21 protein-coding genes, 1 pseudogene and 2 riboswitches are annotated in these 25,948 nt (G+C 41.4%); of the genes and pseudogenes, 20 read left to right on the top strand and 2 right to left on the bottom strand.

The window, feature by feature from the left end; translation table 11 throughout:
* Positions 1-9 precede the first annotated feature (9 nt).
* From CS898_RS02835 to CS898_RS02815, 5 genes are all read left to right on the top strand, one after another.
* Positions 10-1,275: a hemolysin family protein gene (locus tag CS898_RS02835; RefSeq protein WP_099208038.1), complete on the top strand. Its 1,266-nt coding sequence runs from the start codon at positions 10-12 to the stop codon at positions 1,273-1,275.
* Positions 1,276-1,418: 143 nt separating this feature from the next.
* Positions 1,419-1,646, top strand: coding sequence for a FeoA family protein (locus CS898_RS02830; RefSeq protein WP_009431972.1), 228 nt, complete (start codon positions 1,419-1,421; stop codon positions 1,644-1,646).
* 6 nt (positions 1,647-1,652) lie between these two features.
* Positions 1,653-1,910, top strand: coding sequence for a FeoA family protein (locus CS898_RS02825; RefSeq protein ID WP_009430563.1), 258 nt, complete (start codon positions 1,653-1,655; stop codon positions 1,908-1,910).
* A gap of 13 nt (positions 1,911-1,923) precedes the next feature.
* Complete coding sequence (gene feoB, locus CS898_RS02820; protein WP_099208037.1) at positions 1,924-4,080, top strand: ferrous iron transport protein B; 2,157 nt, start codon at positions 1,924-1,926, stop codon at positions 4,078-4,080.
* 18 nt (positions 4,081-4,098) lie between these two features.
* Positions 4,099-4,224: a FeoB-associated Cys-rich membrane protein gene (locus tag CS898_RS02815; RefSeq protein WP_099208036.1), complete on the top strand. Its 126-nt coding sequence runs from the start codon at positions 4,099-4,101 to the stop codon at positions 4,222-4,224.
* A gap of 700 nt (positions 4,225-4,924) precedes the next feature.
* Here CS898_RS02815 and fdxA read toward each other — a convergent pair.
* A complete protein-coding gene (gene fdxA / locus CS898_RS02810; protein ID WP_009431836.1) occupies positions 4,925-5,092 on the bottom strand; it encodes a 4Fe-4S ferredoxin in 168 nt (55 codons plus the stop codon).
* A 327-nt stretch (positions 5,093-5,419) separates the two neighbouring features.
* Between fdxA and gltX the strand changes: the two genes are divergently transcribed.
* The 8 genes and pseudogenes from gltX to CS898_RS02760 all read left to right on the top strand — a co-directional run bounded on the left by gltX (position 5,420) and on the right by CS898_RS02760 (position 15,968).
* Positions 5,420-6,892, top strand: a complete 1,473-nt coding sequence (gene gltX, locus CS898_RS02805) for a glutamate--tRNA ligase (RefSeq protein WP_009431730.1) — start codon at positions 5,420-5,422, stop codon at positions 6,890-6,892.
* 126 nt (positions 6,893-7,018) lie between these two features.
* A complete protein-coding gene (locus tag CS898_RS02800) occupies positions 7,019-8,236 on the top strand; it encodes a putative DNA modification/repair radical SAM protein (RefSeq protein WP_099208035.1) in 1,218 nt (405 codons plus the stop codon).
* A complete protein-coding gene (locus CS898_RS02795; RefSeq protein ID WP_099208034.1) occupies positions 8,233-8,961 on the top strand; it encodes a TIGR03915 family putative DNA repair protein in 729 nt (242 codons plus the stop codon). Before CS898_RS02800 ends, CS898_RS02795 begins: the two co-directional genes overlap by 4 nt.
* A 146-nt stretch (positions 8,962-9,107) precedes the next feature.
* Positions 9,108-11,657 (top strand): S-layer homology domain-containing protein, encoded by a 2,550-nt coding sequence (locus CS898_RS02790; protein WP_099208033.1) that lies wholly within the window; start codon positions 9,108-9,110, stop codon positions 11,655-11,657.
* Positions 11,658-11,826: 169 nt separating this feature from the next.
* A complete protein-coding gene (tnpA, locus tag CS898_RS02785) occupies positions 11,827-12,300 on the top strand; it encodes an IS200/IS605 family transposase (RefSeq protein WP_099207909.1) in 474 nt (157 codons plus the stop codon).
* Positions 12,301-13,054: 754 nt separating this feature from the next.
* Positions 13,055-14,185, top strand: coding sequence for an ABC transporter substrate-binding protein (locus CS898_RS02775; protein WP_099207998.1), 1,131 nt, complete (start codon positions 13,055-13,057; stop codon positions 14,183-14,185).
* Between the two features lie 2 nt (positions 14,186-14,187).
* A pseudogene (locus CS898_RS09995) lies at positions 14,188-15,225 on the top strand (FecCD family ABC transporter permease).
* Positions 15,225-15,968: an ABC transporter ATP-binding protein gene (locus CS898_RS02760; RefSeq protein WP_099207995.1), complete on the top strand. Its 744-nt coding sequence runs from the start codon at positions 15,225-15,227 to the stop codon at positions 15,966-15,968. The pseudogene CS898_RS09995 and the gene CS898_RS02760 overlap by 1 nt, the downstream one beginning before the upstream one ends.
* 179 nt (positions 15,969-16,147) lie before the next feature.
* Here CS898_RS02760 and CS898_RS02755 read toward each other — a convergent pair whose 3' ends face one another.
* Positions 16,148-17,443 (bottom strand): S-layer homology domain-containing protein, encoded by a 1,296-nt coding sequence (locus CS898_RS02755; protein WP_099207994.1) that lies wholly within the window; start codon positions 17,441-17,443, stop codon positions 16,148-16,150.
* Between the two features lie 138 nt (positions 17,444-17,581).
* Positions 17,582-17,707: riboswitch (cobalamin riboswitch) on the top strand.
* Positions 17,708-17,823: 116 nt separating this feature from the next.
* Between CS898_RS02755 and nikA the strand changes: the two genes are divergently transcribed.
* The 7 genes from nikA (at position 17,824) to CS898_RS02720 (ending at position 25,813) form a co-directional block, all read left to right on the top strand.
* A complete protein-coding gene (gene nikA / locus CS898_RS02750; RefSeq protein ID WP_099207993.1) occupies positions 17,824-19,458 on the top strand; it encodes a nickel ABC transporter substrate-binding protein in 1,635 nt (544 codons plus the stop codon).
* Positions 19,459-19,521: 63 nt separating this feature from the next.
* Positions 19,522-20,472: an ABC transporter permease gene (locus CS898_RS02745; RefSeq protein ID WP_034437853.1), complete on the top strand. Its 951-nt coding sequence runs from the start codon at positions 19,522-19,524 to the stop codon at positions 20,470-20,472.
* Positions 20,469-21,281, top strand: coding sequence for an ABC transporter permease (locus CS898_RS02740; protein ID WP_099207992.1), 813 nt, complete (start codon positions 20,469-20,471; stop codon positions 21,279-21,281). Before CS898_RS02745 ends, CS898_RS02740 begins: the two co-directional genes overlap by 4 nt.
* On the top strand, positions 21,269-22,078 hold the full coding sequence (locus tag CS898_RS02735; protein WP_072470320.1) for an ATP-binding cassette domain-containing protein: 810 nt from the start codon (positions 21,269-21,271) through the stop codon (positions 22,076-22,078). The genes CS898_RS02740 and CS898_RS02735 overlap by 13 nt, the downstream gene beginning before the upstream one ends.
* On the top strand, positions 22,062-22,838 hold the full coding sequence (locus tag CS898_RS02730; RefSeq protein ID WP_159459108.1) for an ABC transporter ATP-binding protein: 777 nt from the start codon (positions 22,062-22,064) through the stop codon (positions 22,836-22,838). Before CS898_RS02735 ends, CS898_RS02730 begins: the two co-directional genes overlap by 17 nt.
* Before the next feature lie 39 nt (positions 22,839-22,877).
* Complete coding sequence (locus tag CS898_RS02725; RefSeq protein ID WP_099207989.1) at positions 22,878-24,188, top strand: hemolysin family protein; 1,311 nt, start codon at positions 22,878-22,880, stop codon at positions 24,186-24,188.
* 97 nt (positions 24,189-24,285) lie between these two features.
* Positions 24,286-24,467: riboswitch (cobalamin riboswitch) on the top strand.
* 602 nt (positions 24,468-25,069) lie between these two features.
* The gene (locus CS898_RS02720) at positions 25,070-25,813 is read left to right on the top strand and encodes an S-layer homology domain-containing protein (RefSeq protein ID WP_143614566.1); all 744 of its coding nucleotides are present in this window, start codon (positions 25,070-25,072) and stop codon (positions 25,811-25,813) included.
* The last annotated feature ends 135 nt before the right edge of the window (positions 25,814-25,948 follow it).

Here is a 25,948-nt window from a genome sequence, read left to right as displayed (position 1 = left end):
AGTGACGTATTGGACCCCAATAGCATCATACAGATCCTGTCCTTAATAATATTAATCGCCCTGTCGGCCTTTTTTTCCTCTTCGGAAACGGCCCTAACTACCCTGAGCCCCTACAAGGTCCGGCAGCTTAAGGATAAAAACGTAAAAAATGCAGGTCGTGTGGAAAAAGTTTTAGAAGAACCCTCTAAGATGATTACTACCATCTTGGTGGGCAACAACATTGTCAATATTGGAGCCTCTGCCATAGCTACGGTGTTTTTTACCAGCCTCTATGGCGGGTCAAAGGGCCCCATCCTGTCCACCGTTGTCATGACCATCCTGGTCTTGATCTTTGGTGAGATCACCCCCAAGTCCCTGGCCCAAATCAACCCCGAACCCATGGCCCTTAGGTCATCAGGACCAATCCTAGTTTTGAAAAAAATATTGACCCCCTTGATTTACCTCTTGGGGATTATTACCGACTTCTTAATCGGGATTTTGGGTGGGAAAAATGCCGGAGAAGACAAGATTACCAAGGATGAAATCCGAACCATTGTAGATGTTTCGGAAGAGCAGGGCATTCTCATGGATGAAGAAACATCCTTTATCAACAATGTTTTGGACATCAAGGAAGACCAAGCCCTGTCCATTATGACTCCCAGGACCTCCGTGTCTGCCCTGGATATCGAATGCAGCCATGAGGACCTCTTTGCCTTTATCCAAGAAAATAACTTCTCTCGGATTCCCGTCTACCGAGAAAATATCGACCATATTGTAGGAATCCTTCACTTGAAAGACCTGGTTCTTCCCCTGGAAAAACACAAGTCCATCAAGATTGAAGACTACCTCCACGAGCCCTATTTCGGTTACGAATACATGCCAGTAATTGACCTTTTTCGGCAAATGCGGCAAAGAAACGTCTCCCTGTCCATTATCGTAGATGAATATGGTGGGACCTCAGGTATCGTCAGCATCGAAGACATAGTAGAAGAATTTTTGGGAGAAATTGACGACGAATACGACCAAGAAAATCCCTACATTAAATTAGAGAAAAACCACTACCGGATTGACCCCGAGCTTAGGATTGATGAAGTTAACGATGCCTTTGACTTGAACCTGGAAAGTGAAAACTACGATTCCATTGGGGGTTGGGTCATGGAACAGCTGGAAAGACTCCCAGTAGAAGGAGACGAAGTAAAAAGAGGCAAGACCCTCTTTATCGTCAAGAAGATGGATAAGAGAAAAATTGAAAACCTAGACCTCATCTTATTAGAGGACCAGGAAGAAAAAGAGTGAGAAATCACTCTTTTTTTGTATAAAAAATTTCTTTGATTTAGAGAATTATTATTGATAAATAAGAAGAGGTCTGTTAATATAATATATGTATTGATAGTCACTATTGGTTACTACATATGAAAGAAGCAATGAGGGGGTGCAAAATGAATTTATTAATGGCAGAGCTTGGCGTTGATTACACCATTGCACGCTTGAGAATCAAGGATAATGACCAGCAAAAATTTCTAGCAAATATTGGTTTTATCGAAGGGGCGGTCCTATCTGTGGTATCTGAAACCATGGGAAACCTCATTGTAAAAATCAAGGGAAGCCGTGTGGCCATTGGAAAAGACATTGCAAGAAGGATTGATGTCACAGTTATAGGAGGGTAGATAAGGATGGAAGTTTTGACCTTAAGAGATGCTAAAATTGGCGAGTCTTATCGTGTAAAGAGAATCTCCGGTCAGGGAGCTGTTAAACGGCGTATCATGGATATGGGTTTGACAAAAAATGCAGGCTTCACTGTAGTGAAGGTGGCTCCTTTGGGGGATCCGGTACAAATACACCTTAGGGGATACCAATTGAGTTTGAGAAAACAAGATGCTGAAATGGTCCAAATTGAGCCTATTGATGTTTCAGAAATCGAAGATAATTAACTAGGAGGATAAGATGATTCGCATAGCACTTGCCGGGAATCCGAATAGTGGGAAATCCACATTATTTAATTTACTTACAGGCTCCAACCAATATGTAGGGAACTGGCCAGGAGTCACAGTTGAAAAGAAGGAAGGGGTCTATAAAAAGGACAAGGAAGTTAGTATTACGGACTTGCCGGGAATTTATTCCCTTTCACCCTACACTTTAGAAGAAGTTGTCAGTCGGGACTATTTAATTAACGAAGTTCCGGATGTCATTATCGACATTGTCGATGCAGCAAATATTGAAAGAAATCTTTATTTAAGCACCCAATTGTCTGAATTGGGCATTCCCTTTGTCTTGGCCCTAAACATGATGGACGTCGTCCGGAAGAATGGGGACAAGATTGATATAGGGGGGCTTTCTAAGGACTTGGGTTGCCAAGTGGTGGAAATTTCTGCCCTGAAAAACCAAGGTGTGGATGAATTGATCCATGTGGCCAAAAAGGTGGCCTTGACTAAAAAGATCCAAGCGGAAGAAAAATATCCCAAGGATATTGAAGATGCCTTGGCCGGAATTGAAGAAATTGTCCCAGGCTTAAAAGAAGAAAAGGCCAGACGCTTTTTGGCCATCAAGCTTCTTGAAAGGGACGAAAAAGTTTTAGAAAAATATAACTTAAACCAAGACCAAAAAAGTCGTCTGGAAGCTCTTATATCCAAGTTTGAAGAAGACCATGATGATGATGGGGAAGGCATCATGACCGATGCCCGCTACCAATTGGTTACAGACGTGACCAAGAGAACTGTTCGCAAGGGAAGAACGGGAGAAACCACAACGGATAAGATTGACCGGATTGTCACTAACCGTTGGCTGGCCTTGCCGATTTTCGCCTTGATTATGGTGGGTGTCTACTATATTTCCATTATCTGGGTAGGCCAACCCATTACGGACTGGGTCAACGACACCGTAGTGGCTGAATGGACCCAAGGCGGGATTGACCAACTGCTTACCAATGCCGGCGTGGCTGACTGGATGCACTCCTTAGTCGTAGACGGAATCATCGGTGGTGTTGGGGCTGTTTTAGGCTTCCTACCTGTTATTGCTTGTATGTTCTTACTTTTGGCCATCTTGGAAGACATTGGTTATATGAGCCGGATTGCCTTTATCTTGGACCGGATTTTCCGTAAATTCGGTCTGTCTGGTAAGAGTTTTATCCCGATTCTAATTGGGACCGGTTGTGCCGTTCCTGGAATCATGGCCACCAGAACCATTGAAAATGACAATGACCGTCGGATGACCATTATTACAGCTTCCTTCTTACCCTGTGGGGCTAAGTTGGCCATTATTTCTCTCTTCTCTGCAGCAATTTTCATTGACAAGTGGTGGTTCGCCCCCTTGACCTACTTTATTGGGATTGCCGCTGTGGTTATTTCAGGGATTATCCTTAAGAAAACCAAACTTTTCCAAGGGGATCCAGCTCCCTTTGTTATGGAGTTGCCGGAATACCACTTCCCTAATCCAAGAAACGTCTTACGGTCCACCTATGACCGTTGCAAGGCCTTTGTTGTCAAGGCCGGAACCATTATTCTTTTAGCAACCATCGCTATTTGGCTCTTAAGTAACATCAGCGTCAAGGGTGAATTCCACACCTTTGAAGATGACTCAACAGACTCCATCCTATCAGCCATTGGTGGCTTCTTTGCCCCCTTGGTGGCTCCCCTGGGCTTTGGAGACTGGAAGGCCGTTGTAGCTACCTTTACAGGCCTTGTAGCCAAGGAAGCCGTAGTAGGAACCTACGGAGTTGTTGCAGGACTTGGAGCCGGCTTGGACGAAGCAGATCCGGGAGTTATTGCCTTTGCAGCAGCCTCCTTTACATCTGTTAGCGCCTTGAGCTTTACCGTATTTAACCAATTGACTGTTCCATGCTTTGCAGCAGTGGGGGCCATCCGGAATGAAATGAATTCCGCCAAGTGGACCTGGATAGCCATTGGTTATCAAATTCTTTTCTCCTATGCCATTGCCATGATGATCTACCAATTTGGCCGAGTTCTAGTCCTGGGAGAAGCCGTAGGCCTATGGACCTATATTGCCTTTGCAACCCTTTTGGCTATGATCTACCTGGTCTTTAGACCAGACCCCAAAGACAGACTGGCCAAGACTGCCATGAAGGCAGCAGGAGAAAGTCGTTAAGTCTAGAAAGGATATCTTATGGGAACAATTATTTTAGGAATTGTGATCCTAGTGGCCTGCTATTTCGCCATTAAACATGTGAAAAAAACCAAGGGTGGCTGTTCTAGCTGCCCTGGTGCTTGCCACTGTGACCATAAACATTAAAAAAGTCCACCCGAAAGGGTGGCCTTTTTTGTGGGGATTTTAAAATGTTTTTAGAAATATTGGGATATAAATTTATCCCCTATATTGATTTATCCTGCCTATCAATCCGGGCGGCACGGGGCCGCCCCTACAATTGAATTTTCTGGATATTGATATTGTTCTCTATATTTATATATCCTGTATACCAATACGGGCGACACCAGGTCGCCCCTACAGGGTAACGGATGGTCTGTAGGGGCTGGCCTGTCCAGCCCTTTCCACAATCTCGAATTTGTTTATTTAGGGGATATGGCTATTGATATGATTCTCTATATTTATATCTTCTAATTATCAATACGGGCGACTACAACTTTTCATCAGCTCAAGTTCGCTTTCGCTCCTTTCGCTGTGAAAGACTGCATCTGACCTTCCTCAATTCAGCCTTCGCTTCACTTGGCTTCATTGGGATAGGTCATGAACAAGGTCGCCCCTACAAGGTGACGGTTGGTCTGTAGGGGCTGGCTTGTCCAGCCCGTTCTGCAATCCCGAATCTGTGTATTTGGGGAATAGGGGTGTTGGTATTATTTCCTATATTTATATCTTCTGATTATCAATACGGGTGGCGAATGGTTTGTAGGGCCTTGTAAGTATTGGGCTGGTGGGTCTAATTTTACAAAAAAAGACCACCCCAAAGGGTGGCCTTAATTTTTATAAGTATTGTTTATTCTGGTTGAGCTGCTCCAGTTGGGCAAACTCCTGCACAAGAACCACAATCGATGCAAGCATTTTCGTCGATTTCGTAAATAGCACCTTCAGCGATGCAGTCTACTGGACATTCTGGTTTGCAAGCACCACATGCGATACAAGCGTCAGTAATTACATATGCCATTGAAAATTCCTCCTTAAAAATATTGATTTAACGTATATGTCTATTATAGCAAGGATTTATAAGAAATCAATGAATTATTGTAAAAAAGATTGGTAAATTGGAAAAGAAGCAAGAGGAAAAAAGGGGAATTTTATTTTGGTATAAGGAGGAAAATGGGATGGTTAGTGGCTTTGGGCCCAAAAGGATTGTCAATAAAAAGACAAAACTTGATTAGGCTAGGCTAAATAAAAAACTTTTTTATTCTCGGACGGATTCTTTTGGGCAGAAAAGGGAATTGTGTTATAATATTTGAAGGATACTTTATAAAATGAATCAGGAGGGTTATTTATGACGGAAGTACGACTTAGATTTGCTCCAAGTCCAACAGGTTATTTGCACATTGGGGGACTTCGTACCGCTTTATATAATTATTTATTTGCCAAGGCCAACCAAGGCAAGATGGTTTTAAGAATTGAAGATACGGACCGGACTCGTTTTGTGGAAGGAGCCATTGAGGGCTTGATCCAATCCTTGAAATGGGCTGGGATTGACTATGATGAAGGGGTCTTTATGGAAGACGGCAAGGTTGTGGAAAAAGGAGACTACGGTCCCTATATCCAATCTGAACGTCTGGATATTTACCAAAAGTATGTAGACCAACTTTTGGAAGATGGTCATGCCTATTATTGTTTCTGCTCCAAGGACCGCTTGGACCACTTGAGAGAGGAACAAAAGATCAAGGGACAAATTCCCCGTTATGACGGTCTTTGTCGGTCAATTCCTCTGGAAGAAGCGAGGGAACGGATCGCCAAGGGAGAAAAGGCCGTTGTCCGCCTAAAGTTACCAGAAAATATGGATATTAAATTCCACGATGCTGTCCGGGGAGACATTACCATCAACACCAATGAAATGGACGACCAAGTTTTAATGAAGTCGGATGGTTTCCCAACCTACCATATGGCTGTTGTGGTGGATGACCATTTAATGAAGATTACCCACATTGTCCGAGGGGAAGAATGGTTACCCTCCACCCCCAAACACATCTATCTCTATGATTGCTTGGGCTGGGAAAAGCCCCAATATGTCCACCTACCCGGCGTCTTAAATTCAGACCACAAGAAGTTGTCTAAACGCCAAGGGGATGTCAGTGTAGAGGACTTTAAAAATCGGGGTTACCTGCCAGAGGGCTTAATTAACTACCTGGCTCTTGTGGGCTGGAGTCCCAAGGACAATGAAGAAATTCTTTCCATGAAGGATCTAATTGACCAATTTTCCTTCGACCGGGTTTCCAAGGCCGGGGGAGTTTTTGACAAGAACAAGCTGGACTGGGTCAATGCCCACTATATTAAGGAATTACCTATTGATGACTTAGTGGATCTATCCATTCCGGAATTGGTCAAGGCAGGCCTTATAAGCCAAGACTTTGCCCAAGGTCACCGAGACTGGTTAAAACTGCTCTTGGAAACAGTTAGAGAGTCCCTATCTCGGATCGAAGAAGTGCCGGAAAAGACAGCTTTCTTGTTTGGTGACTTAGAAGTGACGGAAGAAGAAGCCAAAGACCAATTGGCCAGCGACCAAATCAAGGACCTTTTAGGGGCCTTGAAGGAAGAATTGGAAGCTGTGGACCAAGTGGACGAAGAATTTGCCAAGACCGTTATGAAGCGGATCCAAAAGAAGACTGGCATCAAGGGCAAGGGCCTCTACATGCCAACTCGGGCTGCCATTACAGGCAATGTCCATGGACCGGAACTTTCTAACATCATGGAACTTTTAGGTAAGGACAAGATGCTGGAAAGAATCAATCAAATTTTGAATAAGTAACTTAAAGGGGGAGCCTAGGCTCCTCTTTTTTTGCAGGAAAAAGAACAAGAGATTAATACTGAGAAAAAATAAAACGTATGTTCAAAAATCTTTCTTCCTATGGTATAATAAGCAAAAGGTGAGAAAATGGATTTATTTGAAAAATTGACAATTTTATCGGATGCCGCCAAATATGATGTCTCCTGTTCTTCTTCTGGGTCCAGTCGGGCCAACAAGGGAGGTATGGGCAATGGTCATGTCAGTGGAATTTGCCATTCTTGGAGTGAGGATGGCCGCTGCATTTCTCTTTTAAAGGTCTTGATGACCAACCAGTGTGTTTTTGACTGTGCCTATTGCCTCAACCGTCGGTCCAACCATGTCCCCCGGGCAGCCTTTAGTCCAGATGAGTTGGTGGACTTGACCCTGGAATTTTATCGTCGCAACTATATTGAGGGGCTTTTTTTATCCTCGGGAATCTATCCCAATATTGATGAGACTTCAGAAAGGATGGTCCAGGTGGCTAAAAAGCTCCGGGAAAGGGGTTTTTATGGCTATATCCACATGAAGATTATCCCCGGCACCGATGCAAAATTAGTGGCCCAACTGGGGTCTTATATCGACCGGGGCAGTGTTAATATTGAGCTGCCCTCCACCAGGAGCCTGGCCCTCTTGGCCCCACAAAAAACACAAAAATCCATTATGGGGCCCATGAGACAGATTAGTGAGACCCTCCTGGACCAAGAGGAGGGACGGAAAGGCAAGAAAAAGACCTTTATCCCGGCGGGCCAAACCACCCAGATGATTATTGGGGCTTCGGGAGAAAGTGACCGGGACATTTTAAGCCTTAGCGAACTTCTCTACCAGAGACAGGGCCTGAAGCGGGTGTATTTTTCAGCCTATGTTCCAGTAAACCAAACCAGCCTGGTTCCGGCGGGGCCTCCTCCCTTGAAGCGGGAGCACAGACTCTACCAAGGGGACTTCCTCCTGCGTTTTTACCAATTTAAGGCCCGGGAGATTTTAACAGACCAGGAGCCCGATTTTGACCTGGACCTAGACCCCAAGGCTTCCTGGGCCCTCCACCATATGGACCTCTTTCCCATGGAAATCAACCGGGCTTCCTATGAGGAACTTTTACGGATTCCTGGCATTGGCCCCAGGTATGCCCGGAGGATCTTACAGGCCCGGCGCTATAGTGCCTTGACTACCGACAGCTTTCGCTCTTTAAATATTTCTGTCAAAAGAGCCAAGCACTTTATCCTGGCCCAGGGCAAGGCCCTGCCAGGAGCTGGGAAAAATTTGGAAGATATCCGTCGGGACCTGGTGGGCCGGGACCAAGGGATCCAGCAAATGAGTTTTTTGCCATGATTTTTCAATATGACGGGACCCCTCAGGGACTTTTAACGGCCGTCTTTGATGGCTACCCCTATCGAAAGAATATCCGCTTTGAAAGAGGCTTTACCCCCTCCTTCCTCCCAGACCTGGTCCAGGTCAAAAGCAACCAGGCTAAAAGCCAAAGAGTCCTAAAGTATTTAAAGGATAGGTTTCCGAACTTTTTAAGAAATGAATTTAAGTGGGCCATCCTGGCCGACCGGCCTGAAATTGAAAATGACCTGGCCCTAACCATCTACCTCCTTGTAGACCATGGTAAGGACATTCTCTACAGCGACCAGCCCCAGGCCCGGGCCCTTGTGAAAAATGCCAAGACCATCTCTTCAGAAGCTCATTCCTACAAGGGACTTTTGCGCTTTCGAGAATTGGAAAATGGGGCCCTTTATGGTCCCATCCGGCCCAAGGGAAATATCCTCTACCCCCTGGGCCTCCACTTTAAAAATCGCCTGCCCCAGGAGACCTTTTTAATCCATGACCTAGGCCGGGGGACAGGCTTGGTCTACCAGGATGGCCAGCTGTCTTTTGTAGAGGTGGATTCTCTAGAAGAGACCTATTCCAAGGAAGAGGTGACCTGCCAGGACCTTTGGAGGGGCTTTACCCAGGCCGTTTCCATCCAAGACCGGGAAAATAAAAAGCTTCAAAGGTCCAACATGCCCAAGAGGTATTGGGAATTTTTAACAGAAATGCAGGATTTGATTTAGAGTTTAATAGGCTGGCAGTAAAGCTAGATTTTTATTTGGAAAAGTAGGTTGTAATTTAGCTTGGAACAGGGAAGATTGACAAAGTATATATCTAGATATATACTTTGACCTAAGAAGATAGAAATAAGGATTAGGAGGGAGAAGGAATGAAAATTAGAAGAGGCCTGGCAATGGTCTTGGTATTTTTATTGGTCATGACCCACCCTGCATTAGCAGCGGATAAACTTGGTCAAAAATCAGATGAAACTGTTGAATTTTTTTCTGAGATTAAACATAGGCATCCAAGGGGAGGAGCCTATCGATATATTTCTTTTGGTAGCCTATATTCAGGAGGAATACAGTTTCAAGAGGAGAGTTTTCGTGCGAAAGTCTTTACAGAAATTAATAATAAGGAATATGATCTTTCCAGCTTAATCCCAGAATTTGGAGATCTTACTAGACTGGGTCAGTTGACAGCCTATGAAAGTGGCTTTGATTATAAATTGGACCAGGATGGTTGTGATTTTTTAACCAAGATAGATAATGAAACAAGCCTTAAGCTAACCTGTAAGTTTAAAAGAGATAAGGACAATTATAATTATGGGGGCAATGCGAGGCATGATTCTATCCCAAGAGATATAAGGCTGAAAGGGAGTAAAAAGATTAGTGTTATCTGGGATGATGACAATGACCGGGATGGCATAAGGACCAAGCAAGAAGTTTATTACTTAAAACTTCAATCTGAGAATGACAAAAACCCTGCCTACAAAATCCTGGAGATACCGAAAAGAGGGACAAATGAAGAAAGCCAGTTCTTTGGAAATATTCCCATGACTTGGGAGACCTATTCTTTAGATGGAAGAAACCTTGAGGGTTATGAAAAGATAATCGATCCACAAGAAGATGGAAGTTTGAAGATAACCTACAAGCACATCCCGGCAAAAGTAGATTTTCATGTGAAGGTAGTTTGGAAGGATGAAAATAACAAATTCGGAACTAGACCAGATCATATCACTGCTAGTCTTTCCTCAAAAGGAGGAATCAAAAACTATTCTATAGGAAGCACCCAAGATTGGGAAAGAAGCTTTCAAGAATTTAAATATGAAAAGGGGGAAGAGATCGCATATAATCTAAGTTTTCCGGATATTGATAAGTATGAAAAAACGGTAAAAAGAGATGGAGAGGACTATAGCTCTCCACAAGAAGGAAGCGAGAACTATTCCATAGGGATTAGCCAAGATTGGCAAGAATCATTTCAAGAGTTTAAATATAAAGAAGGAAAAGAAATCGCCTATAGCCTAAGCTTTCCGGATCTTGATAAGTATGAAAAAAAGATAGAAAAAGTTGACAATGACTATACAGTGACCTACACATCTAAATTAAAGAGTCCAGAAGAAATTAAGCCCATAGCCAAAAAGACGATTAAAGCGACAAAAACTTGGATTGGTGGGCCCGAGTCAGACCACAAACAAGTAGACTTGAAACTGTATCGGAAAATTACACCTGGCCAGGAAGAATTAGTAGGTATAGCCCCTCAAGTGAAAGAAGATAATGGAAAATTTATCTATAGCTGGGAAAAGATGCCGGTAACGGATTCTAAGGGAGAGGAATATAAATATTTTGTCAAAGAAGCAAAAGTAGTTGAAAACTATACAGTCAGCTATGACGGCTTCAATGTAACAAACAGATATGAAAGTCCAAAGAAGGATGTAAAGGTGAATGTTCAATGGATTCATGGAGACCCCCAAGAGACAAATATTATCTTGTATAGGAAAAATTTGAATACAGAATTAGAAAAGGTTGGGGAATTTAAGTCTGACAAAGACCATTTATCCCAAATTTTTGAAAAACTTCCTGTAACCGATAAAAATGGTCTTGAGTATAGCTATTATGCCTATGAACCAGTTGTACCCGAAGGATTTACTGTTTCTTATAGTGATGATGACCTAACAGTAACCAATACAAGGATTCCAGAAGAAAAACCAAGTCCGAGTCCAAGCCCAAGGGGAAACCGGACTCTTGTAGCCTCTAAACCACTCAGCCCTATTTTAAATAGAGAAAACCACTACCAATATCTAGTGGGTTATAAGGACCAAACCTTTAGAGGGGAAAATAAGATGACCAGGGAAGAAGTCGTTGTTATGTTTTCCAGGTTATTAAAAAATCCACCCCAAAAGGGTCAAATATATCCTCACACCTTCTCCGATGTGGAGGAAAACCGCTGGTCCATTACTGCCATCTCCTACCTGGAGCAAGTAGGGATCATCAAGGGCTATCCTGATGGAAGTTTTAGACCGGATGCAGAGATTACCAGGGCAGAATTTGCTGCCATGGCATCAAAATTTGCAGATTTAAAGGAAGGAGAAAAAAACTTTAAAGACCTAGATAGGGACCATTGGGCCTATGACCTAGTTAAAAAAGCAGCCAGTGCAGGCTGGATTCATGGATATCCTGACGGAACCTTTAAGGCAGACAAGAAGATTAGCCGGGCAGAGGTTGTTAGTATTACCAACAAGATGTTGAACAGACAGGCAGACAAGAAATTTGTCGATGAGAATTTAGGAAGACTATTAACATTTTCAGACCTGGATAGGGATTATTGGGCCTATTATCCCATTATAGAAGCGACAAATGGCCACGATTACATTCGATGTGGGAATAAAGTAGATGAGGAATGGAAAGAAGTAACCAACAAGTCCTTTGTCTATGATAAATAAAAAAATGACCTTGATTGATCAAGGTCATTTTTTTGTACGCTTTAGCATGAAAAAACCACCAGCTATGCTGGTGGTAGGAAAATAAGCTTTAGCTTCAAGTAAAAAAGCCTCCCATGATATACTAAATAAGTTACTGGCAGTAGCATATTTAGAAAAGGGAGGCATCCACATGGATAAAAATAGTTTATCACATACATCTTGGAATTGTAAGTATCATATAGTATTTGCTCCGAAATATAGGAGACAAATTATCTATGGAAACCTAAAGCAAGATATAGGAAAGATATTACGAGATTTATGCGAAAGAAAAGAGATCAACATTATTGAAGCAGAGTGTTGCCCCAATCATATCCATATGTTGTTGGAGATTCCACCAAAATATAGCATATCCCAAATCATGGGGTATTTAAAAGGAAAAAGTAGCTTGATTATTTTTGATCGTCATGCAAACCTAAAGTATAAGTACGGAAATAGACATTTTTGGTGTCGAGGATACTATGTAGATACAGCTGGAAAAAATGCAAAAAAAATACAAGATTATATCAAAAACCAGCTGAAAGAAGATTACATGGCAGATCAAATCAGTATGAAAGAATTTATAGACCCGTTTACGGGTGAGCCGGTGAACAAAAGCAAGAAATAAAGTGCTTTAGCACTAGCTGTGAAAATTGGTGCACGAGTAAGAAAATTCAAAGCATGGAATGCTGCCGGTAACAGCCCCTTATAGGGGCAGAACAAACCACCGGCTAAGCCGGTGGTTATGATTATGNTTAAGGGCAGGCTAAAGAGGCAAAAACAATAAGGTTTGAACAAAGTGAAAACCAGCGCCTTGAGACGCTGGTTGGTAATACTTGGGCTTATAGCCCGTGATCAAACCACCCGTTTTACGGGTGGTTATGATTTTATAAGATAGTTGCTGTAGAAATAAATTTATAATAGATATTTTATATCTTGAACTGATAGTTTAAGTACAACAAAAAACACTTCAGATTTTCTAATAAAAATATGACGCTAAAACAATCTTATCGAAGTCTCGAATTAATATTCAATAAAACTTAGGTGAACATCAATCTGTATCATAGGACAAAATCACCCAGGCATTACAATATTTATTTTACTTAGATTGATTTTAATTTTATCATCTCCCATAGATAACGTTTTTATTTTTTATCTGCGGTGAACCAGTTATAGTAAAGGACTATATTTTCAAATAAATATAAATAGATAGAAATAACTTGCAAAGGTTTAAAGCAGATGTTGTACTATAAAATGTATTTAGAAACGATATCTAATTTTATTTAGGGGTTATAAATTAGATGTTACATCATTTTGGTGAAAGTGTTTACTTAATGTAATGGAGGATAGACTCACTAAAAAATATTTTTAAGGAGCGCCTTATGAAAAAAACGACTAAATGCTTGCTATTATTTGTTCTTATTTGTATGACTTCCTTTATTGCCATTGGTTGCAATAAAAATGTGAGTCAAAACAAAGAAAACATCAATGCGGAGGAATCAAAATCCGCAGCTAATGATGAAAAGAAAGAAATAACATTGACGGATAATGTTGGAAGAAAAGTTACCCTACCTTATCCTGTGAAAACATGTGTTGTAGCAAATCGATATAATTCAGAACTAATTAGGGCTTCAGGGGCTATTGATAGAGTAATAGCCGTAGATATGAATACAGCACAAGATAGAGAGTATTGGTCTGAATTTGATCCGAATAATACAATAAGTAAAGGGGGAAATGATTTAAACTATGAAAAAATAGTAGAATTAAATCCCCAAGTTGTTATTTTACCTGCAAACGGTTCATGGGAAGAAGCAGAAAACAAACTTAAGGAATTTGGAATTAAGGTGTTTGTTATATCTGGGTATGATACAAGTGATTTTAAAAACCAAGTAGAAAATATAGGCAAAATGTTTGGTACTGAAGAAACAGCTAAAAAATTTTATGACTATTTCAATGATAAATTAGAATACATTAAAGCAAGAGTACCGGAAGACAAGCAAAAAACCTTGTATTTAGAACAAGTAACAGACTTTCAATCAACCATTCCTGGAGATTATTTCTTCAATATGCAAAAATTAGCTGGAGCTAAAAACATATTTAGTGAAAACTATGAAAATATTAACATTAATGAAATAAACCCAGAAGAAGTCATCAATAGAAATCCCGATGTTATAATAAAATTTCTAACAGCTGATGATGCAATGAGTGGAACTGGTTTGTACACACCACCTCGAAAAGAACAGTTTAAGGAAAAACTGGAAGAAATTAAATCAAGACCAGGCTGGTCGGATATTAAGGCTGTAAAAAATAATGATATTTATTTTATGACTCAGTTTAGTCATGGTGGTGCATCAAAACTAGTAGGAACAATGTTTATTGCAAAATGGATGTATCCCGATCTAGTTCCCGATTTAGATCCTTATGAAGTTTTTAGAGCTTGGATGGAAGATTTTCAAGGATTTAAAAATATTGATGGACATTTTTATACGGCTGATGAGTTAGAAAAGGAGTAGGAATGTCTATATCTAATCTTGTTAGAAAAAGAGAGGCTAAGAGATGGATTCTTCTTATCCTCTCTTTTTTAATATTAATCCTTATATCATTCTATACTAGCTCTCTTGGTGTAACAAATTCAACAATGTCGATGGTACTTGATACAATAATAAAAGCATTAAATGGCAAAGAATTGGCACAGGCCGAAAAAATAATTTTTAGTCTTAGATTGCCGAGGACCTTATTAGCGATTCTTGCAGGAAGTGGATTAGCAGTAGCCGGATCTATCATGCAAGGGATTACTGGGAATCCAATGGTGAGCCCCTTTACAACGGGTATTTCTTCAGCAGCAGGATTTGGTGCTTCATTAGCTATTGTCTTCGGGTTTAGTTTTTTTTCCAATTCAAACATGGGAATTGTTTCAAATGCTTTTTTATTTGCACTATTTGCGTCTTTTCTTATTTTTCTATTGGCCAGTAGATTTGGATATAAATCTCATGTTATAGTTTTATCTGGAATTGCAGTAAATTATTTGTTTCAGGCTTTAGCCACAACTGTATAGTTTGTAGCTGATGATGCCAAATTGGCAAGTGTAGTTAATTGGAGTTTTGGCTCTATTAATAGTGCCACTTGGTTGCATTGTAAAATTGTTTTGATTGTCTGCATCCCATCAATCATTATTTTGATGATTTGTAACAATAAATTGAGTATATTATCTATGAACAATGATGAAACGGCAACATCCATGGGAGTCAATACAAAAATTCTAAGGCTATTGGTAAACATATTGGCTACATTAATTACAGCGTCAATCATCAGTTTTACAGGAATTATAGGGTTTGTAGGATTGGCAGCGCCACATATCAGTAGAAGTTTGGTTGGTAATATCTATAAGTTTTTAATACCGTTGTCTATGATAGTGGGGAGCATTTTATTATTAATATCGGATACAATAGGGAGATTAATTTTGGCACCTGTTGTTATACCGGTAGGGATTATAATTTCTTTTATTGGAGTTCCCATTTTTCTAATACAAGTTTTAAGAAAAAGAGGTGTCTAATGCCTTTAGTAGTAAAAAATATCAATTTTTCTTATGGAAATCAAAAAGTATTAAGAAACATAAATTTTGAAATTAATGATGGAGAAATAATGGCGATTATCGGTCCGAATGGAACTGGAAAAACAACGCTATTAAAGAATATACTAATGATTTTAAAGGGAGCAGAAAGTATAAAGTATGGGGATATAGATTTAAAAAAATTATCAATAAAAGAAAGAGCAAAATATATTTCATATGTACCACAATCTATAGAAACAAATTTTGGAATTTTAGTGTATGAGTATATACGTTTGGGCCAACAAAATACTCCAAAGAAACAAAGAGATGAAGATTTAGATCAATTATTTAAGAATTTTCAAATTGAAAAATTTGCCGGGAAAATGGTTCATCAACTTTCAGGAGGAGAACGTCAAAGAGTTATTATAGCTAGAGCTTTAGCGCAAAATCCAAAAGTTTTGTTATTAGATGAACCTACCAGTGCATTAGACTTAAAATATGAAAAACAAACAATGGAATTATTAAAACACATTGCTGAAGAAAAGAAAGTTACAATACTTATGACTGTTCATGACATAAATATTGCATCTATGTATGCTGACAAAATATTAATCCTTAAAAATACAGATATACTAAGTTTTGGTGTACCCAAAAATGTCTTAACTATAGATAATTTAGAGAAGGCTTTCGAAACAGAACTAGATATTATTGATTATCATAGTAGAAAAATAGTTATATTAAAATAACTTGAAAACTAATTAAGTATAAAGAATTAGGGTTATTTAATTGCTGTAAGCATGCAATATCTATAATAATAAAAAGGTTACTCCATTAAAAAATATATATAAGACAAATTAAAAACAAAAGCACGATATAAAATTGGGGAGGTTCAAACCTCCCCAATTTTATATCGTGCTTTTTTCTTTTATTTAAATTGCCAACGAATATGGCCATCCAAATCTACAGAGGGATTTAGGCGATAGTTTCCACTATTCCACATGTCCTTAATGGTTGATTCGCTATACCTTCCCTTGAAGTAGTTATAAAACTCATCATAACTTCTAAAGTAATCTCTATAGTCATAATACCGACCATAGCCTTGATTCCATAGATCATCAATCTCTTTATTGCTGTAACCCCGGTCCTTGTAGTAGCGGTAGAAGTCCCGGTAGTCTGTATAGGAGCGGTTGCTAGGGAAGAAGTTTAAGGGGTCTTTTCCATTGTTCCAAAAATGGAGGATTTGGTCATTTGAATAGCCTCGACCCTTGTAGTAGTTGTAAAAATCGTCGTAGTTGGCAAAGTTACGATACCAATAGGAATAGCGGCCAGCTTCCTTGTTCCAAAGGTCTTCAACTTGCTTTTCACTATAGCCTAGACCTCGATAGTAACGGTAGAAGTCATTGTAGCTAGCCCAATTGGTCCAGCTGGTTCCGGTTCTTTGGTCAATTTTATCTGGGTTACGGTAACCCCGGTCCCAAAGGTCCTTAACTTGGTCCAGACTGTAGCCCTTGGTTAGCATCTTATCTTTGAAGATATTGTATTCGCTAGCATCTAGGGCATAGCCCAACTTGTCCTTACTTGTGGTGGTTTGACTGCTGGTGGCTGGAGAGGGGACATATTGACTTCCCAACTTGTCGTTGGCAGCCTTTAAGACGACGGAAAATTCAGCCCGGGTTAAAAATCCAGCGGGGTCAAATTCCTTGTTGGGTTTTCCCACCATGATGCCCTTTTGAACAAGAGCTCCAACTTCTCCAGGGTTCCGGATGAGGTCCCTGTCGGAAAAGTCTCTAGCTGCATCGGGTTGGGCAGAAAGGTTGTAGACCTTGCCTAGGATTCTTGCAGCCTCATCCCGGCTAATGGCAGACATGGCTTGGAGGGTTCCGGTATAGTCGGAAATGTAGCCAAAGGCCACAGCCTTACGGACATCCTCATAAAACCACATGTTGGGTGTTACGTCGGTAAAGTGGATGTCGGCCTTACGGGTCAAGCCAAAGTATTGGTTGACCATCCGGTAAAATTCACCCTTGGAGATGGTAGCATCTGGAGAGAAATGGTTGGCATTGACTCCGGAAACAATTCCCTTATCATAGGCCCAGACAATTTGATCCTTGGCCCAATGGTGGTCCACATCATGGAAGGGGTGGGCCAAAACCGGGCTCACTAGACCCAAGACAAGACAGGATGTCAATGGAATTAAGTATTTTTTACGAAGAGTTTTCATTATTTTTCCTCCTGTGTTTATTTGTGATTTGCTTTCTGTTTAATATATACCACAGGAGAAGTCTTTTAAGCAAAAAAATATTTTTTACAATGATAGTTATTATCTTGACATTAGTTTACAAATTCTATACAATATCCACATACAAGTAAATAGTGCTGTATTTTGGAGTTTAGAACCAAATTGAATGAGGGGAAATAGGTGCAAGTCCTATGCGGTCCCGCCACTGTAAAGCCAGGCTACCTCTGCAGTATTGAATTTAAGCGAGTGACTTAGTAAGAAAGGAAGTATATATAGATCTAGGTCTATATATTTTTTTTTACCAACAAGGGAATGGTTCAGTCTGATAAACTCCGAAATCAAAACCAGAAAAGGAGAATGTGATGAAAAAGAAAACCCAAAGACTCTTGGCAATTTTTTGCCTGTTTGCCCTAGCTCTTGGCTTAAGCGCTTGTGGCAAGGGAGGAGCTGCTGGAGATGGAGCAGCATCTGACGACACCCTAACCATCCCCTTTAACGAGGACCCAGTAGGAGAGTTAAACCCCCATATGTACCTTCCCAGCCAATTCGTAACCCAAGATATGGTTTATGAAGGCTTGGTATACTATGGAGAAGGCGGCGAAATCAAACCATCCCTGGCAGAATCCTGGGATATTTCAGAAGATGGAAAGACCTATACCTTCCACTTAAGACAAGGAGTTAAGTTCTCAGACGGATCTGACTTTAATGCCCAAAATGTTGAAAAGAACTTCAAGACCATCTTCTCTGAAGAAAACAAGCCCAACCACAACTGGTTTACCTTTACCAACTACCTGGATAGCTTCAAGGCAATGGACGACTATACCTTTGAATTAACCCTAAGCAAGCCTTATTCAGCTGCTCTTTATGACCTGGCCATGATCCGCCCCATCCGTATGTTGGGGGATGCAGGTTTCCCAGATGATGGAGATACTGCCAAGGGAATCAAGGCTCCCATCGGAACCGGTCCTTGGGTTTTAAAAGACCACAAAGACAACGAATATGCAACCTTCGTACAAAACGAATACTACTGGGGTGAAAAACCTGGCGTAAAAGAAGTAACCATTAAGGCCATTCCTGATGCAGAAACCACAGCCTTGGAATTTGAAGCAGGAAACCTAGACATGGTTTACGGAAACGGCTTAATCAGTCTAGACCGTTTCACCACTTACAAAAATGATGACAAGTATGTAGCTGAAAGCTCTGACCCAATGTCCACTCGGATGATCCTATTCAACACATCTAGAGGTCCCCTAAAAGACCTTGCTGTTCGTAAGGCTTTAAGCCATGCCGTCGACAAGGAAAGTGTTTCTAAAAACATCTTTGGCGGAGTTGAACAACCAGCCGATACCCTTTTTGCTAAGAACGTACCAAATACCGATGTTCCAGTAGAAATTTACGACTACAAGCTAGAAGAAGCAGAAAAACTCCTAGACCAAGCCGGTTGGGTCAAAGGATCCGATGGAATTCGGGAAAAAGATGGTCAAAAATTAAAACTTGTCTTCCCCTTTGTTGCAAGTAAAAACAGCGACAAGAGCCTGGCAGAATATGTCCAAGGTGAATGGAAAAAACTTGGTGTAGACGTTGAACTCAATGCTCTGGAAGAAAAAACTCACTGGTCCAATGCAGCCAAGGGTGACTTTGACCTTATGGTAAACTACACCTGGGGTGCTCCATGGGATCCCCATGCCGTCCTACAAGCCATGGCTGTGGAATCTGAAAATGGAAGCCCTGACAATGCAGCTCAAAAGGGTCTACCCATGAGAGACCAACTCTATGATACCATCAACAAACTTTTGGTAGAACCGGACCAAAACAAGATGAAGGAAGAATATGCTTACGTTTTAAAAACTTTAAACGAACAAGCAGTCTATATTCCCGTCACCTACCAAGCCTTTACTTGCGTCTACCGGGCTGGCGAATTGGAAAATGTTAAATTCATGCCTGAAGAAAACCGCCTCCCCGTTTTTTCAACAAGTAAAGTTCATGATAACAAGTAAGTCAAAAGGGATAGTGGAAACTATCCCTTTTCTTTTATCTAAAGGGAGTCTGCTATGCCTCTAATGAAGAAAAATCCCCTGGCCAAGGGCCTGGGAAAAATCATTTTATTCTTTTTAACCCTGGTAGTGATTTCTATCTTTACCTTTGTCTTGGTCAAGATACAACCGGGAGACCCAGCAGCCAACTATCTTAGAACCATCCACGTAGGGATTAATGATGAAAGTTTGGCTCGGGCCAGGACCTATTTAAACCTGGACAAGCCGGTAACCAAGCAATACACCATGTGGCTGGGCAAGGCCGTCAAGGGAGACCTGGGCAATTCCTATGTCAAAAAAATGCCCGTCCTCCACGTCATGGCCAATGCCACCATTCCCACCCTGCAATTGGGGGCGGTGTCCTTTGTCCTTCTTTTAATTTTTTCCAGTCTGGGGGGCTTTTTAGCCGCCATCTACAATAAAAGCTGGGTGGACAAGCTGGTCCAAGGCCTGTCCTTCCTCTTTGTATCCATTCCTGTCTTTTGGCTGGGCTACATGCTGATTTTATTTTTTTCAGTTAAACTACAAATTTTACCCAGCTCAGGTCGGGGAGGCTTTGCCAACTACATCCTGCCGGCCATTTGCTTGAACCTGCCCCTGGTGGGCCAAACCAGTCTATTTATCCGCAATGTCCTCTTGGAAGAAATGGCCAAGCCCCATGTGGAAAATGCCCTGGTTCGGGGAGTGGATAGAAAGTATATCCTAAAAAACCACCTCTTGAACAACATAAAAATTCCCCTTATGACGGTCTTATCGTCCAATATCATGTATGTTATTTCAGGAAGTGTCTTAATTGAAGAGGTCTTTGCCTGGCCCGGACTGGGTCGGATGTTTGTAGGGGCTGTTCGGACTTCGGACCTACCCTTGATCCAAGGGTCCCTTCTTCTTTTTGGCCTCATGGCCATCATCCTAAATGGAGGCACCCAAAGCCTGATTTACTTTATTAACCCGAGAACGAGACTGGGAGGTAAGGAATGAAAAAACCAATTCTTTTTTATATAGCTCTATCCATGGCCCTGACCCTGGTCTTTATTGCCATCTTCGCCAAATATCTGGCCCCCTACAATCCTGAATTTGTAGAACTATCAGCCAAGCTTCAACTGCCTGGACCGGACCATTGGTTGGGAACAGACCACATGGGTCGGGACGTTTTTTCCAGACTGGTAACTGGGACCCAGCTGTCCCTAAGTATTGCCGGAATCGTGACCTTGATTAACTTGTGCATTGGCGTTCCCTTGGGGCTCATGGTGGGCTGGGCCGGTGGAGGCCTAGAAAAAACTTTCACCTGGTTAACCAATATCGTTTTGTCCTTTCCTCCCTTCCTCTTGTCCATGGCCTTTGCAGGAATTTTGGGCCAAGGCCTGGGTAACATCATCATTGCTGTTTCGTCTGTCGGCTGGGTTCCCTATGCCCGGGTCATTCGGAACATGGTGGTTTTAATGAAGGACCAAGAATACGTCTTGGGAGCTAAAACCATGGGGGCACCTGTACCCTATATCCTTAGAGTTCACATCCTGCCCTTTGTCTTTAAACCCATTTTAATTATGGCCTTGATGAGTATTGGAGAAGTGGTCATGATGATTTCCGGATTTTCCTTCCTGGGCATTGGGGTCCAACCCAATGTGTCCGAATGGGGCATGATGCTCAACGACGCCAAGTCCTATATCCGGTCCATTCCAGGCCTGGCCATCTATCCAGGTATGGCTATTTTAATTACAGTCGTGACCTTTAACCTCTTAGGTGAATACCTAAAGAAACAAGAAAGGGTTGACCTATGGAGAGACTAATTGTCAAGGACCTGACCCTAGAAATCAAGGATAGGGTCCTCTTAAACCATTTAAATTTTGAATTAGAAGCCCACGAATCCTTGGGCATTGTAGGGGAAAGCGGCAGCGGTAAGACCCTCTTTTCTAGGCTCTTAATCGGCCGAAAACCCCAAGGAGCAGACATTCAAGGAGAATTGACCTATCGGGATTGGGATATTTTAAAATTAAAGGAAAAAGACTGGCAAGAAATCCGGGGACGGAAAATTGCCTACATTGCCCAAAACCCCCATGGCCTCTTTAATGAAATGCAAACCATAGAGTCCCATGGACTGGAAGTTCTAACCAGCCTTTTAAAAATATCAAAAGACCAGGCCCGGGAGAAGTTCGTCCAAGCCATGGAAGACTTCAACTTGGAAAACAGCCGGGACCTTTTGAAAAAATACCCCTTCCAACTCAGTGGAGGGATGCTCCAAAGGGTTATGCTGGCCATGATGATGGAATTAAACCCCTACATGGTTATTGCCGATGAACCCACCTCAGCCCTGGACAGTTGGAATGCAGAAAATGTAGCCGACCTCTTGAGAATTTGCAAGAGCAAGGGGACCCAACTCTTGGTCATCACCCATGACTACCGGCTCCTTAAGGGCCTGGTAGACCGGATCGTCATCCTGAAAAAAGGCGATCTCATTGAAAGTGGTCCCTTGGAAGAAGTGTTAAAAAACCCCAAGAGCGAGTATGGCAAGGCCCTTCTGGCTCCTAGAACCTATAAGCGCTACCGGGATATACCAGAAAAGAGGGATTATGGATTTAAAGATTGAAAACTTAACAAAATCCTATAATGGAAAAACCGTTTTAAAATCGGTGAACCTGGAAGTAAAGAGTTCTACTTGTTTGGGAATCATGGGGGAAAGCGGCAGTGGCAAGTCCACCCTGGGACGCTTGGTTGTAGGACTGGAGAAGCCCGATGGGGGACAGATCTACTTTGATGGCAAAACCGTCAAAGACCGGACCCGTCTTGAAAGAAGACAACTCCGTAAAAAGGTACAAGTGGTTTTTCAAAATGCCTATGGAGCTGTAAACCCCAACTTTACCATGAGAATGGTCATGGAAGAACCCTTTAAATTCATGGACCAAAAGCTGGATAAAAAAGACCGGGATGACAAAATCAAAAAGACCCTGGACCAAGTAGGTCTGGGCCACCTTAACCTAGATGAAAACGCCCGGAGACTCAGTGGTGGACAAGTCCAAAGACTCTGCATCGCCCGGGCCCTAATCCAAGAGCCAGAGATCCTTCTTTTAGACGAAGCCCTAAGTGGTTTGGACTACCTGGTCCAAAAACAACTCCTCCAACTCCTGGTCCATATCAAGGAAAGACATAATTTAAGCTACCTTTTTATCGTCCATGACTTCCTACTGGCCTATGGCCTTTGCGACCAAGTCATTATCATGGACCAGGGAGAAATCGTTGACCGCTTGGACATCCAAGATGGCCAAGAGATTAAAAAACCCACCCACCCCATGTCCGTCAAACTTTTGGGAGACTTCTTCAAACAAGGAAGAGATAGTAATTCCAACTAATATTTGATATAATAAATAAAAAAACGAGGAGGTTTTTTTATGGATGATGGTGGGGGGTTTAGTCTACCACTCTTAATCATAATTATTCTAACAATTGTAAATGGTCTTTTTTCCGCAGCAGAGATGGCCTTAGTATCATCCAACAAGGGGAAAATACAAGAAAAAGAAGAAGATGGGTCCAGAAAGGCCCGCCTGCTTTTAAAGGTTACAGGCAAGCAGACACAATTTTTATCCACCATCCAGGTGGGGATTGTCCTGACGGGTTTTTATTCAGCTGGTCTAGCTGCCAAGGACCTGGCTCCTTATATAGTCAGTCATTGGGGTTTAAATCCTAGCCTGGCCTTTATCCTGGTGATTTTTGTCCTGTCCTTTTTCTCCATCCTCTTTGGGGAATTAATTCCCAAGCGGATTGCCCTGAGAGCACCGGAAAAAGTAGGCTTAAGCCTGGTATCCTTTGTTGAATTCTTCCGGATTATCAGCCTGCCCTTTGTGGGGCTTCTATCTCTTTTAACAGGATTTTTTCTCAAGATTACAGGAAACTATTCTGACGATGTTGAAGAGCAAATTTCCGAAGAAGAATTAAAATCCTACATCCGGGTTGGGAAAGAACAAGGCGTTATCAACCTGTCTGGAGAAGAAATGATGGTTTCCATCATGGACTTTGACGACATCAAGGCCTATGAAATCATGACCCCCAGAACAGACCTCTACATGATCGACTATGACGAATTTACCACAGATACCATTTCAGAGATGCTGAAAACTGGCTATTCCAGAGCCCCGGTCTACCAGGAGGACACAGATAACATCATTGGTACCGTCTACATCAAGGATATTTTTGTGGAATACGCCAAGAGCCAGTACAAGACCATCAATATTGACAAAATCCTGAAAGAACCCTACTTCGTTCCCGAAAGTAAAAACGTGGACCGGCTCCTCAAAGAGCTCCAGTCCACTAAAAACTACATTGCCATTTTAATTGATGAATACGGAGGATTTTCCGGCATGGTCACCATGGAAGACATTGTGGAAGAAATCGTCGGAGACATTGAAGACGAGTACGATACCGTAGACCAGGGCATTGAGCAGATCAATTCCCATACCTACATCATCGATGGGTCCATGGACCTGGACGACATCAATGACGCCATCCATACAGACTTTGTTTCGGAAAACCACGAAACCCTGTCCGGGCTAACCATTGAACTATTGGGTTTTATCCCAGAAGAAAATGACAAGCAGCCCCACCAGGTCATCTATGAAAACCAAAACATCCTAACCGCCCTAAGCGTGAAGGATAAGAGGATTGAAAAAGTTCAAGTGGAATGCTTGGACCAAGCTAAGCACTAGGAAACTAGTGCTTATTTTTATGGTGGGATTTTTTTATGGTGGGATTTTAGAAGAAAACAATTGCAAAGAGGAAGCATTTAGCTTATAATAGAAATATAAGAAAATATAACTTTTATGTTCTTTCACTTGATGAAGGCTAAGATGGAATTTGGTGCAAGTCCAAAACGGTCCCGCCGCTGTAAACCAGGAGTGGGCTATCGAAACCACTGAAATTTTTCGGGAAGGGATAGTCTGTTAGGATAGGTAAGTCAGAATACATGCATAAAAGCTTGTGTAAGACGCGAGGAAACGTCTATTTACACCCTAATATATCTGTGCAAATACGGGCATTGGTGAATCCAATGTTTTTTTATTGGAAAAATTTGTTTATTTCTGGGCTGGAAACGGCCTATTTCAGGAGCATAAATCTTTGGGTGAAAGCATCTCCCCCAAGCTCAATTTTTGCTGCTTTCACCCCTCTCTCCATTTCAGCCTTAAAAAGCTTTTTCCACCTCTAAAATTTATAAATGAAAGAAGGGCGCTTGGCTTGACCAAGTGTCTTTCAATAAGTGGACAAAACTCTAAAGCACTACGAAGAAAAAAGTTATCATTAGCAAAAATCTAAGAAAACTTTACGGGAACGTAATGGTTTTGTAAAGAATTTTACTGGATTGTAACTGGATTTATTTCCAAAAACCTGCTATATTTATAACTTAGAAAAGGCAATGAACAGCGACTTTTCATGTTAAGTTTGTTTAAAGAAATAAGGATTGAAAAGAAATTTTGATCAAGGAAACCATTCGGGGCTTATTTCTATAAGATTTTATAAATAGGACCTATTCCTAAATAAAAAACCCTACATGGCAAACTTTCTTCTAAAATTTCCAAAAAAGGAGAAAAAAATGAAAAACACAAAAAAACAAGCACTTGGATTGGCTCTTGTCCTTTTATTTTCTGTAACAGGACAAATTTTTGCAGAAACGGAAGTAAAAGAAGATAAAAAAGATCCGGCAAAAGTAGAAACCCAAGCTCCTAAAAAAGAAGAAGCGAAAAAAGACGCTAAGGAAGAAGTTAAGAAAGACACCAAAGAAGACGCCAAAAAAGAAGAAGCTAAAGAAGAAGTCTTTAAGGATATCAAGGGCAACTGGGCTGAAAAGCTAATTGCAGAAAGCAAGGGCTATGGAATTGCCAATGAAAGCAAGGACTTCCAACCTGAAAAAGCCATTACTCGGGGAGAATTTGCCGTAGGTCTTGTCCAAGGTTTGAACCTGGGCCTGGGTCAAAGACAAAGCAAGGACTTCAAGGATGTTAAAGACACAGACTGGTATGCAGCAGACATCAATATTGCCACTGCCCATGAAATCATCTTTGGTCGTGGAGATGGAAACTTTGATCCCAATGCCACCATTACCCGTCAAGAAGCTTTCTCCATGTTGGCCAGAACTCTTGACAAGCAAAAAGCCAACCTGGCTGTTTTAGACCAATTTAAAGATAAGAAGGAAATTGACTCCTGGGCTCAAGAAGCTTGTGCTATAATGGTAGAAAAGAACCTTGTTAAGGGACGCCCTGAAGGTCTTGCTCCAAAGGCAGAAATTTCAAGAGCAGAAGCTGTTCAATTAATCAACCAACTAGCAGGCTTAAAATAAATTAAACTTATGGACAACTTAACATAAAATAAAAATCCCAGGCTTCTTGTTTTGGGATTTTTGTTTTTCGGGATGGTTGTGAGGGCTTAAGTCATGGGGAAAGTATCTTTTCTAGGAGATAAGTCCATGGGCAAA

It is taken from the genome of Urinicoccus timonensis, assembly GCF_900232945.1.
Classification (GTDB): Bacteria; Bacillota; Clostridia; order Tissierellales; family Peptoniphilaceae; genus Urinicoccus; species Urinicoccus timonensis.
The sequence above is the reverse complement of the archived record's forward strand: the minus strand, read 5'-3'. Positions and strand labels throughout refer to the sequence as shown.